Annotated in this window: 17 protein-coding genes, 1 tRNA gene and 2 pseudogenes; 8 read left to right on the top strand and 12 right to left on the bottom strand. The window is 33.8% G+C overall.

Annotated elements, in window-relative coordinates:
- Nucleotides 1-21 precede the first annotated feature (21 nt).
- The 3 genes from QXW15_RS03560 (at nucleotide 22) to QXW15_RS07790 (ending at nucleotide 1,153) form a co-directional block, all read left to right on the top strand.
- A tRNA-Leu gene (locus tag QXW15_RS03560) sits at nucleotides 22-106 on the top strand.
- A 241-nt stretch (nucleotides 107-347) separates the two neighbouring features.
- Nucleotides 348-863 (top strand): type II toxin-antitoxin system antitoxin SocA domain-containing protein, encoded by a 516-nt coding sequence (locus QXW15_RS03555; protein WP_082180412.1) that lies wholly within the window; start codon nucleotides 348-350, stop codon nucleotides 861-863.
- Nucleotides 864-868: 5 nt separating this feature from the next.
- The gene (locus QXW15_RS07790; protein ID WP_084779435.1) at nucleotides 869-1,153 is read left to right on the top strand and encodes a type II toxin-antitoxin system RelE/ParE family toxin; all 285 of its coding nucleotides are present in this window, start codon (nucleotides 869-871) and stop codon (nucleotides 1,151-1,153) included.
- Nucleotides 1,154-1,409: 256 nt separating this feature from the next.
- Here QXW15_RS07790 and QXW15_RS03550 read toward each other — a convergent pair whose 3' ends face one another.
- Nucleotides 1,410-1,694 (bottom strand): hypothetical protein, encoded by a 285-nt coding sequence (locus tag QXW15_RS03550; RefSeq protein WP_048100836.1) that lies wholly within the window; start codon nucleotides 1,692-1,694, stop codon nucleotides 1,410-1,412.
- A gap of 68 nt (nucleotides 1,695-1,762) precedes the next feature.
- On the opposite strand from QXW15_RS03550, the pseudogene QXW15_RS03545 reads away from it, so the two are divergent.
- Nucleotides 1,763-1,984 (top strand): annotated as a pseudogene (locus QXW15_RS03545) (transposase); the annotation flags it as partial.
- 40 nt (nucleotides 1,985-2,024) lie between these two features.
- On the opposite strand, the gene QXW15_RS03540 reads toward QXW15_RS03545, so the two are convergent.
- The gene (locus tag QXW15_RS03540; RefSeq protein WP_269082537.1) at nucleotides 2,025-2,963 is read right to left on the bottom strand and encodes an IS3 family transposase; all 939 of its coding nucleotides are present in this window, start codon (nucleotides 2,961-2,963) and stop codon (nucleotides 2,025-2,027) included.
- Nucleotides 2,964-3,109: 146 nt separating this feature from the next.
- Nucleotides 3,110-3,244 (bottom strand): transposase, encoded by a 135-nt coding sequence (locus QXW15_RS03535; protein WP_082180411.1) that lies wholly within the window; start codon nucleotides 3,242-3,244, stop codon nucleotides 3,110-3,112.
- A gap of 522 nt (nucleotides 3,245-3,766) precedes the next feature.
- On the opposite strand from QXW15_RS03535, the gene QXW15_RS03530 reads away from it, so the two are divergent.
- Nucleotides 3,767-4,444, top strand: coding sequence for a DUF4145 domain-containing protein (locus QXW15_RS03530; RefSeq protein WP_048100834.1), 678 nt, complete (start codon nucleotides 3,767-3,769; stop codon nucleotides 4,442-4,444).
- A 2-nt stretch (nucleotides 4,445-4,446) separates the two neighbouring features.
- Here the strand turns inward: QXW15_RS03530 and QXW15_RS03525 are convergent, their stop codons facing one another.
- Entirely contained in the window at nucleotides 4,447-5,712 is a 1,266-nt protein-coding gene (locus QXW15_RS03525; protein WP_342789968.1) for a site-specific integrase, read from the bottom strand.
- A 274-nt stretch (nucleotides 5,713-5,986) separates the two neighbouring features.
- On the opposite strand from QXW15_RS03525, the gene QXW15_RS03520 reads away from it, so the two are divergent.
- Nucleotides 5,987-7,090 (top strand): OFA family MFS transporter, encoded by a 1,104-nt coding sequence (locus QXW15_RS03520; protein ID WP_055041135.1) that lies wholly within the window; start codon nucleotides 5,987-5,989, stop codon nucleotides 7,088-7,090.
- A 181-nt stretch (nucleotides 7,091-7,271) separates the two neighbouring features.
- On the opposite strand, the gene QXW15_RS03515 is transcribed toward QXW15_RS03520, so the two are convergent.
- The 4 genes from QXW15_RS03515 to QXW15_RS03500 all read right to left on the bottom strand — a co-directional run bounded on the left by QXW15_RS03515 (nucleotide 7,272) and on the right by QXW15_RS03500 (nucleotide 11,202).
- A complete protein-coding gene (locus tag QXW15_RS03515; protein ID WP_342789966.1) occupies nucleotides 7,272-8,171 on the bottom strand; it encodes an inorganic phosphate transporter in 900 nt (299 codons plus the stop codon).
- Nucleotides 8,168-8,848, bottom strand: coding sequence for a DUF47 family protein (locus QXW15_RS03510; RefSeq protein WP_342789964.1), 681 nt, complete (start codon nucleotides 8,846-8,848; stop codon nucleotides 8,168-8,170). The genes QXW15_RS03515 and QXW15_RS03510 overlap by 4 nt, the downstream gene beginning before the upstream one ends.
- Before the next feature lie 45 nt (nucleotides 8,849-8,893).
- Nucleotides 8,894-10,558, bottom strand: coding sequence for a radical SAM protein (locus tag QXW15_RS03505; protein ID WP_231563383.1), 1,665 nt, complete (start codon nucleotides 10,556-10,558; stop codon nucleotides 8,894-8,896).
- Between the two features lie 104 nt (nucleotides 10,559-10,662).
- Nucleotides 10,663-11,202, bottom strand: a complete 540-nt coding sequence (locus tag QXW15_RS03500; protein WP_055032617.1) for a GNAT family N-acetyltransferase — start codon at nucleotides 11,200-11,202, stop codon at nucleotides 10,663-10,665.
- A gap of 58 nt (nucleotides 11,203-11,260) precedes the next feature.
- Between QXW15_RS03500 and rnhB the strand changes: the two genes are divergently transcribed.
- Nucleotides 11,261-11,863 (top strand): ribonuclease HII, encoded by a 603-nt coding sequence (rnhB, locus tag QXW15_RS03495; RefSeq protein WP_054963796.1) that lies wholly within the window; start codon nucleotides 11,261-11,263, stop codon nucleotides 11,861-11,863.
- Between the two features lie 72 nt (nucleotides 11,864-11,935).
- Complete coding sequence (locus tag QXW15_RS03490; RefSeq protein ID WP_054963797.1) at nucleotides 11,936-12,595, top strand: glycosyltransferase family 2 protein; 660 nt, start codon at nucleotides 11,936-11,938, stop codon at nucleotides 12,593-12,595.
- On the opposite strand, the gene QXW15_RS03485 is transcribed toward QXW15_RS03490, so the two are convergent.
- The 4 genes and pseudogenes from QXW15_RS03485 to QXW15_RS03470 form a co-directional block, all read right to left on the bottom strand.
- The gene (locus QXW15_RS03485; protein ID WP_255350861.1) at nucleotides 12,592-13,848 is read right to left on the bottom strand and encodes an MFS transporter; all 1,257 of its coding nucleotides are present in this window, start codon (nucleotides 13,846-13,848) and stop codon (nucleotides 12,592-12,594) included. The genes QXW15_RS03490 and QXW15_RS03485 overlap by 4 nt on opposite strands.
- Nucleotides 13,849-13,991: 143 nt before the next feature.
- Nucleotides 13,992-14,663, bottom strand: coding sequence for a fructose-6-phosphate aldolase (gene fsa, locus QXW15_RS03480; RefSeq protein WP_048100825.1), 672 nt, complete (start codon nucleotides 14,661-14,663; stop codon nucleotides 13,992-13,994).
- On the bottom strand, nucleotides 14,660-15,613 hold the full coding sequence (locus QXW15_RS03475; protein WP_054963954.1) for a transketolase family protein: 954 nt from the start codon (nucleotides 15,611-15,613) through the stop codon (nucleotides 14,660-14,662). The genes fsa and QXW15_RS03475 overlap by 4 nt, the downstream gene beginning before the upstream one ends.
- Nucleotide 15,614: 1 nt before the next feature.
- A pseudogene (locus QXW15_RS03470) lies at nucleotides 15,615-15,756 on the bottom strand (transketolase); the annotation flags it as partial.

Here is a 15,756-nt window from a genome sequence, read left to right as displayed (position 1 = left end):
AGGTAAAAATAATTAAGTGGTGCAAGGGTAACTAAGCTTGGCCAAAGGTGCAGGACTTAAGATCCTGTCCCGAAGGGGTTCGCGGGTTCAAATCCCGTCCCTTGCATGATTATAAAAGTTCAATGCAATGACATACATAGTTAGTGTTTTCATATCTTTATTTATATACTCATGATGCTGATTTTATAATATAAAAATAACATTATATAATTTAATGATTATATTATAATCACATATAAATATTTAATAGGGCTTTATAGAAAAGTGTATATATAGTTATTATAATTGCCATATATGGAGAAAGTAAAAATAAATGGTGTAGATCTTGTTAAATATCTGTTAATTAAATATGGTCCTCTCCCACAAAAAAATTACAAAAGCTTTCTTATTTTGCTGAATATGAATACATTAAAAAATATGGAAGAAGATTATCTGATCTAACATTTAAGCGTTATTATTTTGGGCCTTATTCCGAGGATATAAAAAATATTGAAGACTTAGAAGAAGACATTGTTATAAAAGAACAGATTAATAACAATCCTGCAAAAGAATCAGAGCTTGTAAATGAAGATTTTAAAATAGATAATAAAATTGCAAATATGATACATGACCTCATAAAACCATATATAGATAAAAATGGAAGTGAACTGGAAAAACTGGCAGATAAGACAGAGCCTTATATCTATGCAGAAGATTTTAACAACCCTATAGACCTTGATAGCTATGCATGGTTTTACAGTGAAGTTAATTCCGGTGTTTTCTGGAAAAATGCCGAAAAGATAGATAAAGAGAATATAAAAAAAGGCATATATGGAAAACATATAATAAAAGACGATTCCGATATTGATTCTCTATTTTCATGATTTAAATATGCGATAATTATTCTATTGATGTATCTGCGATAGAAGATTACATAAAAAAGGTTAGGGATAAAAATATCAAGGATCAGATTAAAAAGAAAATATGTGCAGTAAAGAAAAATCCATATATTGGTGCAACTAAAACAGGGCTAATCGCAAATTACAGGGCGGTAAAAGTTAATAGGCAAAAAATCGTAATACTCTATAAAATAGGGGAAAAATATTGCATTGTTATATTTATAAACATTGGAAATCATGATGAATTCTATGGCAGAACATATGGCAAAAGATAAAGGCTACTAAAATAAATATTATAGTTTATTATATCCAATTTATTATCTAAAAGATCATTGCTCGCTTTCAAAGCAAACAACAGATGCCCATGGAATATATACGAGTTTATTCCCTGATTTGAGAAGCATGCCGTCGGTGTCCTGTTCTTCTAATGTTTCCTCGCTGAAGAAAATCGGATCTCCCCACAGAATAATAAACATTTATTTTCATTCCTATAAATCTTTCTATATTGTAGTATTCTTCCTTATATGCATTTCAATCACGTTTTCCTTTCATCATAACATACAGTCTATACATTGAAAAGAAGGCATTCTTTGGATAATTCTTTATTTTTAATTTTCCTGGGCATTCCCATGTAAATTCATATAAATCATATTTATCGGATTTATCTGTATTATATACCTTTTTATATTGCGATATTGAATAATCTAGGTCCTTATAGATGTTTTTATGTATTATTGTTCTGTAATCAGCTAATCTTTTGGTTGTGTACCATATTTGTGTAAATATAAATCTCCCTGTTAATAATGAAATGATCATTAAATAACAGGGAGAAATACCTCTTCTGAACCAAGGAGGTATAAAGTAGGGATATGACAATATAAAATATATCGGATATAGAGAAATTAATAGAACAGACAATAAAGGAAAAAATAGAAACCCTTATGAAAATAGAACAAGATCAATATTTAGAGGAGAATCCTGGAATAAAGAATGGTTATTATAAGAGGAACCTAAAAACAAGGTATGGTGAGATCAAGGATTTATCAGTGCCAAGGAATAGAGATAATAAATTCCACAGTGCTATAATAGATAATAATAGGTCTGTATGATGTTGGATAGTGATTGTTAAACAAAAATCTTTCCATTTCATGAGACATTTATCATAGACCTCTTATAATAATTACTATTTCTTCTTCTGTAGCCATCCTTAAGATTCTTTAAAAATCCTCTGTAATATTCCCTGAAACTACTATCATTATTCCATTTACCTAAAAACTGCAAAGGTGAATAGTAATCAAGGGTAGAATGTAGCCTTATATTATTATAATCATAGAATGCCTTTTCTATTATTATTTTACCATCATTGAAATTATTTATTTCATTGATCCATATATAATCAGTTTTAATTGAATTATGGAATGATTCAATATCTCCATTCTCCTCAGGTGTTTCCCTTTCTATGTATTCATGCTTTATATTCATTGTTTTCAAATAATTATTGAATTCTTTAGAAATATATTGGGGACCATTGTCTGTCCTTAGAGTAATATTCTCAGGTACTATGCCATTGAACTTCCTTATAATAGCATCATCTATGGCATTTATTGCATCCCTGGCCGTGCATGATGCATTATAATTATAGCCATACCATTCCTTGGAGAATGCATCCTTAATGCACATTAAATAGGTAATTCCATTATTTGTAGGTATATAAGTAATATCTGTTTCTATTAACATCTCTGGCTTATCTGCTATTAATAATTTTAATTCCCTTCTATTCTTATGGTTATGCAATGGTAAAGTTAGATTATTGTTCTTCATTATTTTATACACTGTTTTCCTTGCTATATTTATGCCGGAGTTCCTCAATAATGCCCATATTCTATTATAGCCATATGTTATTCTTTCTTTGCATAGTTCTATTATTTTATTAATAATACTATTATCAATCCTTGTTGAAGATCTTCTATCTTCAATGTTTTCATGCCTCCTCCTATAATAGTATGTTATTCTGTTAATTCCTGAATAATAGCATGCATTTTTTACTTCAATCCCATTATTATACATTTCATACACTGAACTCACCTTTTCCTTCTCATATAATTTTTTTTTAAAATCTCATTTGCTATGGTCATTTCACCTATTATTGACTTTAATTTTTCATTCTCTTTAATTAAGGACTTATCAGGGTCTTTTCCTTCCAGTCCCTTTTTGCTTCCTTCTAAAAACTGTTACTTCCATTTATAAAATAGTGCTCCTGCTATTCCATGGTTCCTGCATATTTCTGCTATGGTAATATTTGGATTCTGGAATGATTCCATTATAATATTATATTTCTTCTCACTTGTATATATTCTTCTAGGCATTTTACATTGCCCCCTTTATATATTTATATAAATCATTCGTTATATATCTCTTTAGATGTGTTTAAGTTTAAACTATTCATAACCAACATAATATTAATATAAAAATATGTCAGACTTTTATTGTGAGATAATTGGCTGTAAGGCCATCCAAAGATGGGGATGGGGAGGTAATCCCTCTTACCTATCATGGAATTTTTTTTAACTCTTAAGCGGGAAGTTACTTTCTATACTTAATGAGATGAACGCTAGGACGATAACTTACAAGGGCAGTTGTTAACATGGGTAACAGAAATCATACCTGTAACATATTTCAATGTTTAAAACCCCCTTATAACCTATCTAAATTTCACAAATAATGCCATATATTCAGATCGTTTCTAGGCGTCATTTCATGTGGGCTGGTACTTAAAATATGCTTTATTGGTTATAAACCATCTGAAATAGAGCATAGGCCAATTTCTTCAATTTTAGGTTACATGAAGTTGCAGTTAACCTTATTAGCAAATACATAATATAATAAACATGGTAGATTACATTCCTCCAAAGTTTAACGAAAATGCTTTCAATTGCCCACATTGTGGAGTTTATGCCCATCAGGAATGGTTTTCTGGTGTCGGCTATGGAAATCTTGCCCGTCAATATATGGGTGATATTGTTGACGTTGTAGGTATCAAGGGGGAACTTGCTGGAATGAGTGTGTCTGTATGCTCACATTGCCATAAGGAAGTTATTTGGCTTAATGAAAACATCTTATTGCCAAGAAATTTGCCAGTCCCCCCGCCACCTGAGGGCACACCATTAGAAGTAAAAAATATCTATATAGAAGCAGGGAAGGTTCTTAACGATTCACCAAGAGCATCTGGGGCGTTAATGAGGTTAGCCCTTGAATTATTACTTCGGAATATTAAGAACAATAACTTACCGTTAGATGACAATATCAAGAAATTAGTAGAATCAGGCATTCCTGAACAACTTACAAAGGCACTTTCAATACTTAGAGTAAATGGCAACGATATAATGCATACTGGTGAAATTAAAATTTTAGAAAATAAGGATGATGTGCTGTATTTATTCAATATCTTCAATATGATTGTCGAAGACCTTATTACATGGCCTAAAAAACTTAATGAATTTTACAAAAAAATACCTGAGTCAAAGCGAAAGGAAATTGAAAAGAATCCAAGTAAGGATAGGAATTGATATCAACTCTTATTCATTTCATTCCTGAATTTGTTTAACAATTCTGGATCCTTTAATATTTCCTCCAAGACATTCTCAATTAATTTAGACTTAAATGATTCGGGTGCATTCTCTATCATCTTCTTTGCCATTCCTGGTATTATATTAGATTTCTCTATTTTATCCTCTATTTCTTTTTCCTTGCTCTCATATTCTAAGGCCAGTTTCTCATCTAATGGAAGCCAGCAGTTATGGCAGTATTTGGCATCCTCTGGATTTAATGCATTGCACCTCGGGCATTTCTTCGGCATTGGCTCTATTATTTTATTCTCATCTATTTTAATGCCATAGGCCTTTAATATTGCATTGTCCTGATCCCTCATTGATAAATGTATATATGTCCTGGTCTGCCTTGATCCATGTACCCATCCCATCTGTGATTCCAATGGTGCCTCTGCAACCTTTGATGCCAGAATTGTTGCCCTGGTATGCCTGAATAGATGCGGGTATATCCTTCTTTTTATTCCAGATCTCCTCTTTGCCTTCAATATCATGGACCTGACCTCATCATAGCCCATCCTCTCATTGTTTTTCATTATGAAAAGCCAGGAATCAGGATCCTTTAATGGATGGTCATTCAGGTACTCTTTTAGATAATATATTGAATTTCCTATAATCCTGACCTCCCTAAATCCTGTTTTTCCTGTAACAGATATAATTGCACCATAATCATCGAATCTTAAATCCTTTATCTTCATTGTAAGCAATTCAGAGATCCTGCATCCAGAATCATACAACAATGATATTAACGCCCTGTCCCTTGAATTCCTGCAACCATTTATTAATTTTATTTCCTCATCTTTGGTAATTAATGATTCGGGCTTTATTTCATGTGATGGATGGGAATTAAATTTAATCCATTCAACGCATTCTGGATATATTTTATTATTTCCAAGAAGCCATTTATAGAACTTTTTTAATGTTACATAGTATGATTCTATTGAATTATCTGATGGCCTATGCTCATCAGATCCACCCCGTTTAACCCTGGAATTCATTATATTCGATATTACCATTTTAATATCCTTTTTATCAGGGTTTAAAAACCTGTCATTAAGCATTAAGGCTATTTTCCTTAACCTTATTATATAGGCATATTTCCTGCCGTCAGATATTCCTGAAAATGTTAAGTCATCTATGAATTCCTTTATTTTCTCCTTTGATTCTTTGTTTATTTTTATGCTATCAATTTTCTTGATCTCTCTTTGAAGGTAAAATGTATAATCCATATATGATAAAATGCATCGGATCAATATAATGATTTGCATGTGCATTGAGTATTTTACTGTATGCACGTCCTCTGCATGATTATGACTATTCTATGTATAATTAAATATGCTCTGTTTTTATTGTATAATATCTAATGGTTGGTTTTCAAAAAATGAGAATGTTCTCATTTTTAATATTATTATTTTTTAAATTTGATAATTTAAAAAAACTTTTATTTTATAATAAAATAACATTACAGTGAGAAGGGGATTTTTAGCGATTGGAATTATAGTCATGTCGTTTAACTCATTATACCAGTATTCATGGAATGTTTTTGAGCCACTTCTTAAAACTGGATTTAATGTCAGTATTGTTTATATTCAGGTGGCGTTTACACTCTTTGCCATATTCTCCACCGGGTTTCAGGGCATTGGCGGATACTTTGCCGATAAAAATGGCCCCAGAAATATTGGAATAATATCTGCAATACTTTCTGCAGTGGGATTTATTGGAACCTCACTTATAAATAATATCTTTTTATTTTATTTATTATGGTCTCTTGGAAGCATAGGTGAGGGTATTTTATATGGCATCTCAACAAACCTTGCAGTTAAATGGTTTAAGGGGAAGCGCGGTTTTGCTGTGGGATTTGTTTCTCTTGGTTTTGGCATGGGAGCAGCAGTAGCAAATATATTTATAGCAAAGGCAGTAACCTTCAGAACCCCAATGCTAATTATAGGAATTGCTGAGATTGTAATACTTCCATTGTTAATGTCAATTGCAAAGTATCCGGAATCTAAAGAATTAAGCGGTGAGAAAACATCCAAAAATTTGAGGAATAAAAAATTCTGGATTTTGTATGTATCATTTATACTTGGTGGTGTACCCCTTTTAGTAATATCCGCATCCTTTGGGTATATTGGAAAAAATCTTCCTTTATATGAGTTTACACTTCTGGTTTCCCTATTTCCACTGCTAAGTGGCATAAGCAGGCCCATACTTGGTTATATTTCTGATTATATTGGCAGAATTAAGTCGGTTTTTATTATAGATATATTTTTAACCGCCGGATCTATATTTTTGATTTTAAAAATATATGCAATATCCATAATACTCATTGGTTTCTTTGGGGGCTCAATGATATCAATGTATTTTTCACTTGTTGGCGATATATTTGGATCAAGATTTTCAACGGCCAATAACGGGGTTTTTTATACAGGTAAGGCAATTTCAGGTTTTATTGGCAGTACATTATTTGCTGCAATGTTTATATTATACCGCGATAAGTCATTCTATTTTGTATTAATTTCGAGTTTATTTGCGATTTTATTCTTAATATTATCAATGAGAAAAGAAAATAAAGGTTATAGATCGGGACAACAACAGGAGGTCAAATAAATAAATCGCTTAATATTAAGCATATGATTTTTTATAAATGTGCCTGTGCACGTTTTATGGAATTTATGCCCATGAAAATTTCTGTGGCTGAATATAAAATAAACCTGTGTGCAATTATAAGCATTGTCAATAATCCTGAATGCTTATTACCCTGGCATGAGGGGACTAAAAATTAGATGGATCATACCAGATATCCAAGAAGGAGACCAAGAAGCGGTGAGACAACCCATGTCATTATAATTATGAAGAATGGCTTCATGTAAATACCCTTAAATTTGTATGAGATTCCAACCCCAAAAACGCTTGATGTCAGCGTCTGTGTGTTTGATAATGGAATTGAAAAAATGGTTGCTATTTCAACCAGTGCAGAGGATACAACAAGGGAAACAAGGGCATTTGAATATCGCATAAGATACATTTCCTCACCAACCCTTTTTATAACACCACGGCTTAAAAAAAAGCTGCCCAAAAATATGGCCACCGCCATTATAATTACTGTAATAAGATTGAAACCCTCAACGTTTGCTATGAAGCCTAATGTATTTGCACCAAGTGTAAATGCTGTTAAAAATGAGGAGATTATTATTAAAATCTTGAGTGTGGCCGCCACGCGCCAAACATTCTTATAATCCCTGTCAAAAATAGATTTCTCGGTAATATATGAAACTATTATTGATAATACCGGTGCAAGTATCCAGAACATAATCATTAACATTACAAAATTGTAATTTACTGAGTAATCAATTCTTAGATCTATGCCTATTGCTGTTCCTGCAAGTGCCATTGTCAATGATAACGGTGCCCTACCGATGGTTGCAAGGAAAAATATTATGAACGATACCAGAAATGCATATGAAATATAAAAGTATGAATGCGGAATCAATGAAATTGCCGCACCTTTAAGAAATCTGCCCTCAAGCGCCAGACCAGCAAAAAATCCCAAAGAACCAATCAGTGTTCCATAAAACCTTGAGACGATTCTTGACCCTATTAATGTGCCAACAGCCGCTGAGAGATTATTACCTGAAACAAGAAGGGTTAGCAAAAATGTGAGTATTAATGAAATTATTAAAAAAATCAAGATGTCACCGATAACATTATGGTAAATACAAGATCTGATATATCCTCACAGTCGTCCAAAAGGTCATCCAGTTTATGTGCAAGCGTATTTAAATGTTCAAAGACCAGATATGAAATTTTATTTGAATTTTTATATATGTAATCGATTATTGAATCCTTTATTTCGTCCACATTCTCCTCTATCTTTTCAATGTTTTTCCTATCCTCACGCATCCTTGACAGGTCCGTCTCATTTAATATACTCCTGACATACCCCAGTGCCTCCTCATTATTGTTTAATATTGATATGAATTTGTTATATGAAAAATCCACAATATTTCTTTCATCCTTGTTAAGTTCATAGTTTTTGTTGAATCTGTTTATTTCCCTGCTTGAGTAGTACATCTTATCAAGGATGTCATCACATTTTTCTATTAAGGCAAGCATGTTATCCATCAGGCTTGAGCTTATTGCCCCGCTTGTAACCTCATGCCTGAAGTTAATATTCATTTCATCCCCTTCCTTTTCCTTGTCCCTTATAAAATTATTGTACTTATCAATATCAACTGGTGCATTTTTCAGCATTAAAATTAAATTCTGTGTGCTTTCAATACCTATTTCAGGGAACCTTGATAACCTTGAAAGAAGGCTTTTTTCTCCAACAACAAGAAGTCTTTTTAAAAAATTATAATTAACCATGACAAATTAATTAAAAAGTATTATATATATTTTATAAAAAATTTATTATGCCCTGCTCATATTGCTTAATGACGTGATCTCTGAGATGTTTTCAATTCCATATCTCTTTACCTTTTCAATGTCCACGCCATTCTTTCTGGCAATCTTTTCAACAACCTTTAGCATCAGTTCCCCACCGGCTGAAATTATTGTGCCTGTTCCAACCCTGGCTATTGGGTTCCCGTGTGTATTCCTGAATCCATCCCTGATTGCCATTTTTGCAAGATGCCTGTATGATGCGTAGTATACACCAAGCTGTACAGGGTTCAACATTGTGCTTAAGTCTCTGGATTTAATCCTTCCCAGGGGTACATTAACCAGCGGTGTAACTGTAAACTCAAATGGCCTGCCATCGACATATGAATTGCTCAGCCTGTTAATCATTGCTATGGAATCCCAGTTATCCTCATCGGTTTCCTGTTCCTGACCAACCTGTATTGTGAATGCTGACCTCCAGTAATACTTTGTTTCGTTGTAAACACCCTCCCAAACAATTTCTGAGAAGGATCCATCCGGGCCGATTCTCAATGGCATGGTCTTATTGGGCATATGCTTTAATGCAAGTGCATCACTGCCTGTTTCAACACCGGTCTGTATGCCTATCCAGTTGTCAGGGCCTGCCCTTATAACCTCGCTTATTTTTCTTATTAAATCAGGGTATGCTGCAGGTATCGATATTCTTCCATGCGTTGGGTTTGTTGTTTCAATGCCCTTTATATTCATTATCATTTTAAACATATCAAGAAGTGCATCCTCATTTGGTGTGAACATTTTCTCATGCTTGTATTCGAATATCTCATCGGTATGAAGCCAGGCATTGGTAAATCCACCCTTAACGTTAACCTCAATCTCTCTTTTTATTTTATCCAGTGGATAATACCTTAATGGCCTTAATGTAACCTCACAGAAATCGCAACCAACACCACAGCCCCTCATTATTTCTACCATTCCCTTCATTGAAGGCCTGACTATATCAGGTATGTCCTCAAGTGACGGATATGCCCTTTCCGCAAAGCCACGTGCTATAAATAGATCATCATTCTTTAGAACCTTTCTGAATTTATCATCGTAGGTCATATAGCCCTGGAAGAACATTTTTTTATCTATATTGCCCTCGGATATCTGTCTGAAAAGCTCTGATACGGTATCATCCATTTCTCCCTGAACTATGTAGTCAAAATGGTATTTTTCTATCTCATCCCTTAATATTGTGAATTCCCAGACACCGGGACCGCCAACAACAAGCTTTGCCTTCTTCCCCTGTCTGACCTTATTTACCTTTTCAAGAAGGGCGTCCCATTCCCTCCTTACCCATGAATCCAGTCCACCACCAAACAGAGCTGTGTATGACATTGTTGTTGGCCCTATTCCAAGAGGATCCATTGTTGTAATTCCTATTATTTCCGTATCATCAGTAATAAAATTGGCAAGGTAATCCTCATGGGCCACTGCTACGTCCTTTCTTGGGTTGTCCCTTAGAAGGGCGGCCTCTATTTTTCTAAGTGCATATGGGGCATATTTAAGCTCCCCATTGGGCAGCGCTTCTGGTGCTGGACCCTTTAAAAATCTGTAAATTTTCCCCGGTATTTTATTTCCGGGTGCACATGGCAAAAAATCTAACAATGGGAAATTTCGGTATTCATATGCAAGTGTACTATCCGAGATCAACACATATTTTGTCATATAGTGAATCTTATATTTATATGGTTAATAAACGTTTTCATGTCAGACATTTTTAAAATTAACAAATATATAATAATAATTATTAAAATATTTCAATATAGTATTTTATTAAAAATATATGCCGAATAATAGATGTTTTTAAAGAAAAATGCATCCTTTTCAATTCCAGAAATTTCAAAGCGATTTTTAAGAAGAACATTAATTGATGGTATATTATTAACCAAAACTTTTGTGTAAAGGGTGTGCATGCCAAAATATGTTTTGGCCACATTTGAAACAAGGCCGACTGCGGAGGTTGCAATTCCCCGGTTTCTATATTTTTTGCCGATCCAGTACCCAATATGAGCCCTGTTATTTAAATAATCAATATCCTTTAGGCCAATAACACCGGCTATCCGCCCATTAAAATATATATAAAGATCTAGCGAAAATATCTCACCACCCATTTCCCTTTCCTGGTCTATAAAAAATAATGCATCCTCCTCTGTATAAGGATATGGAAAGCTGTGGCTCATTAAATTAAACCCAAGATCCTTTTCATTGGCCATTTCAACAAAGTCATGCAAAGAATTAATGTCAAAATTATTGGTTATGAATACATTATTATCCAAAAAAAATTCAAATTTTTCCATGCAATCCCATAATAAATGGTTATAAATAATTTTTTTAGGCATGTTGACATTATAATAAATGGATTGTGGTATAGACGAGGCAGGCCGTGGTCCTGTTATAGGTCCAATGGTTATGGCCATTTTATGTTCTGATGAATCGATTAAAAGTCTTGGTGTCAGGGATTCAAAACAGCTTTCACCATTTCAAAGAAATAAATTATTCAAAGATTTAAAAAATATGGAAAATAATTATGTGATTATACAGCCATATGAAATAGATAATTACGTTAAAAAAAATCAGTTGAATATCCTTGAATTAAAATATGCCATTTATTTAATTGACTCTGTTAAATGTGAGAATATTTATGTTGATGCCTTCGATGTAAATGAGATAAGGCTTGAAGATGAGCTTAAAAGAAGAACCGGGAAAAATATTACATGCAGGCATAAGGCGGATTCAATATACCCTGTTGTATCAGGTGCTTCCATAATAGCCAAGGTTATTAGGGACTCAGAAATAGAAAAACTCCATAAAATATACGGTAACTTTGGATCTGGATATCCTTCAGATCCAAGAACCATAAATTTTCTAAAAAACGCAATCGAAAATCACATGGATATTGATGGTATAGTAAGGAAGGAGTGGAAAACATATAAAAATTTATTAAATAAAAAACTTTAGCCATTTGATTGATACTTTTATAAATATAATGTATACATAAAAATAATTATAATACTAATACCTTTAGATTTAATGAAGGTATCTGCAGTTATTCCCACAATCAACGAGGAAAAATCAATTGGCAATGTTATTGATGGCCTGAAATGTATTGATGGCATAGAAATAATAGTTGTGGATACCAATTCAACCGATAAAACAAGGGAAATAGCTGCATCTAAAGGGGCGAGGGTGATAGAGGAACATAGAAAGGGTTATGGGCGGGCATATAAAACAGGCATTAAGGCGGCCTCGGGTGATATTATAGTATGCCTTGACGGTGATAATACATATCCAACAGACATTATAAAGCCATTAATAGACATTTTAATCCTGGATAAGGTTAATTTTATTTCCTGTGATAGGATGACGCTTAGAACGCAGCATAGCTATACGTCACTGCATTTCATAGGTAATTTGGTACTTAACTTTACCCTTGCTGTTCTTTTCAAATTTCATTTAAACGATTCACAGAGTGGCATGTGGATATTTTATAAGTCATTTTATAATAAAATGAATAATTTAAGTGATTACATGGCATTTTCAGAGGATATCAAAATTGAGGCTTTAAAGCATGGAAAATTAATAGAGGTGCCAATATTATATGGCCAAAGAATAACAAAGCCAAAGCTTAAAACATGGCGCGATGGGTTTAAAAATCTGTTTCATTTAATTATAAAAAGAATACAGAATTAAACCTGTAATGTTTTCTTTCTTGATATTATTTCAGTATCAGGGGGTTTTGTTTTTTTAATTATTAATAGTCCTGAGGTAACAATGATGGCGGCAATGAAAAAATCCGCCGGATATCCTATATCAAATGCGATAAAGCCAGAAATTCCAGATCCGATAATCTGTCCAATGCCATTAAATGAATTGTACAGGCCTATAACCCTTCCACGAATAACCGGATCCGACATGTTTGATATACTGGTTACCTCACTTAAACCAATAAAACTCCAGATGCCGCCCATAATTCCATAAACCAGAATAAACAGAGCCAGATATAATATACTGTTAATTACAAAGAATGATACAATTCCCATTAAAATAAAAATAAAAATACGTATTAATACTGAATATGAAAGCATTTTATTTGATCCAACATAATTAATATACCTGCTTGCAGGTATATATGTGCTTGCTGACATAAGGCTGTTTAGGAGATACATTATGTAAACATCTGCATTGGTTGCATTGAATTCACGGATCATGAATACAGGGTAGGGTATAAAAAACATCTGGAAACCAATCATAAAAATAAGCGCGGTTATTAGGTAATTTTTCAAAAATCTTGGAACCTTATAACCAGCAGACCTTTCAGGTATGTGCAGTATATGTGTTGGAAAATATCTGATTCTTTCTATAACCCTTACCGTATATAAATACCAGAGCCTTTCCCTCTTTAAATTTGTCTTTCCCTCCTTTAGGAAAAATAATGATACAATACCTGAAATTAGATATGCAAAGGCTGCAATAACATAAAGATACTTTATAATGGATGTGCCAAAACCTGTATCATAAAATAATACAAATACGCCTATGCCAAGGCCTATTACAGTACCCACCGCGCTGTAACTGTTAAACCTTGCCATTATTTTTGACCACAATGATTTCTCTGAGTTTTCCAGAATTAATAGTGTTGAAACCGGCACAGATGCCATTGCTATTAGCTGAAATATAACAAGCATTAAAACATATTCTGGTATGCTTTTAACCATAAAGACAATTAACAATGATAGGAATGAGCCAAAAAATCCAATTAAAATAAAAATTTTCCTTTTTTTAAATTTATCAGACAGATCTCCCCACATTATAAGTGCCGGTACAGATGCCATGGATGATATTGATGTCACAAGCCCGACAAAAACCACATTGCTGTGCAGGTAAACAACAATAAAAAGCGGTATTAACGGCATTGTGAGGCCTGCGCCTATATTTGAAAATATGTAACCAAGAAACCATTTATTATCCGTGCAATCACTTAAATTCCCTTAAGTGCTTTGATATATATTTATTTTATTGCTAAACCATTTCAGATAATTATAATATAAAAATGCAACTTTAATATTAAATTAAAATTTATTAATGATTATAACGGTAGAGACCCATCAGGTGCTACTTTCTTCCAGTCATCAAGAAATCTGGATAGACCCTCATCAGTCTTTGGATGCATTGCCAGTTTCTTAATTACATCAAACGGTATTGTTATTGCATCAGCGCCTATTAATGCTGCACGGAGTACATGAACTGGATTTCTAACAGATGCAACAAGAATTTCCGTTTTAAACCCATAATTGGAAAATACTGTTTTAATCTGGTTTATAATTGACATACCGTCCTCAGCAATATCATCAAGGCGCCCAACAAATGGCGAGACATAGGCTGCGCCGTTCCTGGCTGCAAGAAGGGCCTGAACTGTATTAAAAATCAGGGTTGTATTTACCGGTATATTTTTTTGCCTGAGAATCTTCATTGCCTTTAAACCCTCAAGTGTCATTGGTATTTTTATGACAGCATTGGACCCTAGGTTATGCAATTTAACTGCCTGTTCAACCATATCCTCAGATTTTGTGCCAACAACCTCAAGGCTGACAGGCCCATTCACTGTTTTAAGTATTTCAGATGCAATGTCAATAAATTTTTTGCCATCCTTCTGGGCCTTTGATATCAGTGTGGGATTTGTTGTTACACCATCTATCAGACCGTAATCATTTGCCTCCCTAATCTCATTTATATCCGCAGTATCTATAAAGATCTTCATTTAAATTCCTCCCTGTAAAAATTTTCTGTTATTTTTTCGATATCGCTTATTCCTATATGAAAGTAATCAAACAGTTCCATACCCTTTCCGCTCTTACCAAAAATATCTGGCATGCCTATTCTTTTAACCGGAACCGGATATTCCTCTGAAACAATTTCAGAGACCCTTGAACCAAGGCCGTTATATATTGAGTGCTCCTCCGCCGTAACTATTTTTCCTGTATCCCTTGCCGCCTTAATTATTGCATCCCTGTCTATTGGTTTTATGGATGACATATTTATAACCCTGGCATCGATATTCTTTGATTTTAAAGCCTCGGCAGCCTTTAATGCAAATGATACCATTATGCCATAGGCCATAATTGTTATATCATTTCCATCCCTAAATGTAACTGATTTTCCCTCCTTGAATTCATAGGATTCTTCGTTTAATACTGGAAATTTTTCCCTTGTTAATCTAACATAGTAGGGGTTCTTCTTTTTGACTGCAAGATAATCAATAACCCTCCTGGTTTCTATGGAATCAACAGGGACAATAACCTTCATATTTGGAAGGCCTGACATTATACCAACATCCTCAAGAATCTGGTGTGTTGGGCCATCCTCACCAAGTGATATGCCGGCATGTGTGACCACAAAATTAACAGGAACCTCGTTATAACATACAGACTGCCTTATTACATTATAGGTATTGCTCAGAAAAACAGCAAATGTGGATGCAAAAACTGTTTTGCCCGCTAGTGATAAACCTGCAGCAGCTGTTACCATGGACTGTTCTGCTATGCCCATGTTGTAAAATCTTTCCGGAAATTTTTTTCCGAATATATCTGTTTTTGTTGAACTTGAGAGGTCTGCATCAAGAACCACTATATCACGATTTTTCTCGCCCAGTGCGGCGAGCTCCTCGCCGTATGCTTCCCTTAAACTTTCCAATATTTCTGTTTTCTGCATATTACATTGCCTCTATATCATTTAATGCCCTAATATATTCCTCTTCATTTTTGGGTGGTGCCCCATGGTATTTAGGATTATTTTCCATATAGCTAACGCCCTTTCCCTTAACCGTATTTGCCACGATCATGGTTGGCCTGTTT

Source organism: Acidiplasma sp., from assembly GCF_038728925.1.
Lineage (GTDB): Archaea > Thermoplasmatota > Thermoplasmata > Thermoplasmatales > Thermoplasmataceae > Acidiplasma > Acidiplasma aeolicum.
Note: the sequence above shows the minus strand (reverse complement) of the source record. Positions and strands in the feature narration are given on the sequence as shown.

Coding starts and splice junctions, on each gene's coding strand:
- QXW15_RS03525 (WP_342789968.1), bottom strand. CDS start 5,712: ATGGATTATACATTTTACCTTCAAAGAGAGATCAAGAAAATTGATAGC.
- QXW15_RS03475 (WP_054963954.1), bottom strand. CDS start 15,613: ATGCAGAAAACAGAAATATTGGAAAGTTTAAGGGAAGCATACGGCGAG.
- QXW15_RS03490 (WP_054963797.1), top strand. CDS start 11,936: ATGAAGGTATCTGCAGTTATTCCCACAATCAACGAGGAAAAATCAATT.
- QXW15_RS03535 (WP_082180411.1), bottom strand. CDS start 3,244: ATGCCTAGAAGAATATATACAAGTGAGAAGAAATATAATATTATAATG.
- QXW15_RS03510 (WP_342789964.1), bottom strand. CDS start 8,848: ATGGTTAATTATAATTTTTTAAAAAGACTTCTTGTTGTTGGAGAAAAA.
- fsa (WP_048100825.1), bottom strand. CDS start 14,663: ATGAAGATCTTTATAGATACTGCGGATATAAATGAGATTAGGGAGGCA.
- QXW15_RS03500 (WP_055032617.1), bottom strand. CDS start 11,202: ATGGAAAAATTTGAATTTTTTTTGGATAATAATGTATTCATAACCAAT.
- QXW15_RS03530 (WP_048100834.1), top strand. CDS start 3,767: ATGGTAGATTACATTCCTCCAAAGTTTAACGAAAATGCTTTCAATTGC.
- QXW15_RS03550 (WP_048100836.1), bottom strand. CDS start 1,694: ATGATCATTTCATTATTAACAGGGAGATTTATATTTACACAAATATGG.
- rnhB (WP_054963796.1), top strand. CDS start 11,261: ATGGATTGTGGTATAGACGAGGCAGGCCGTGGTCCTGTTATAGGTCCA.
- QXW15_RS03520 (WP_055041135.1), top strand. CDS start 5,987: ATGTCGTTTAACTCATTATACCAGTATTCATGGAATGTTTTTGAGCCA.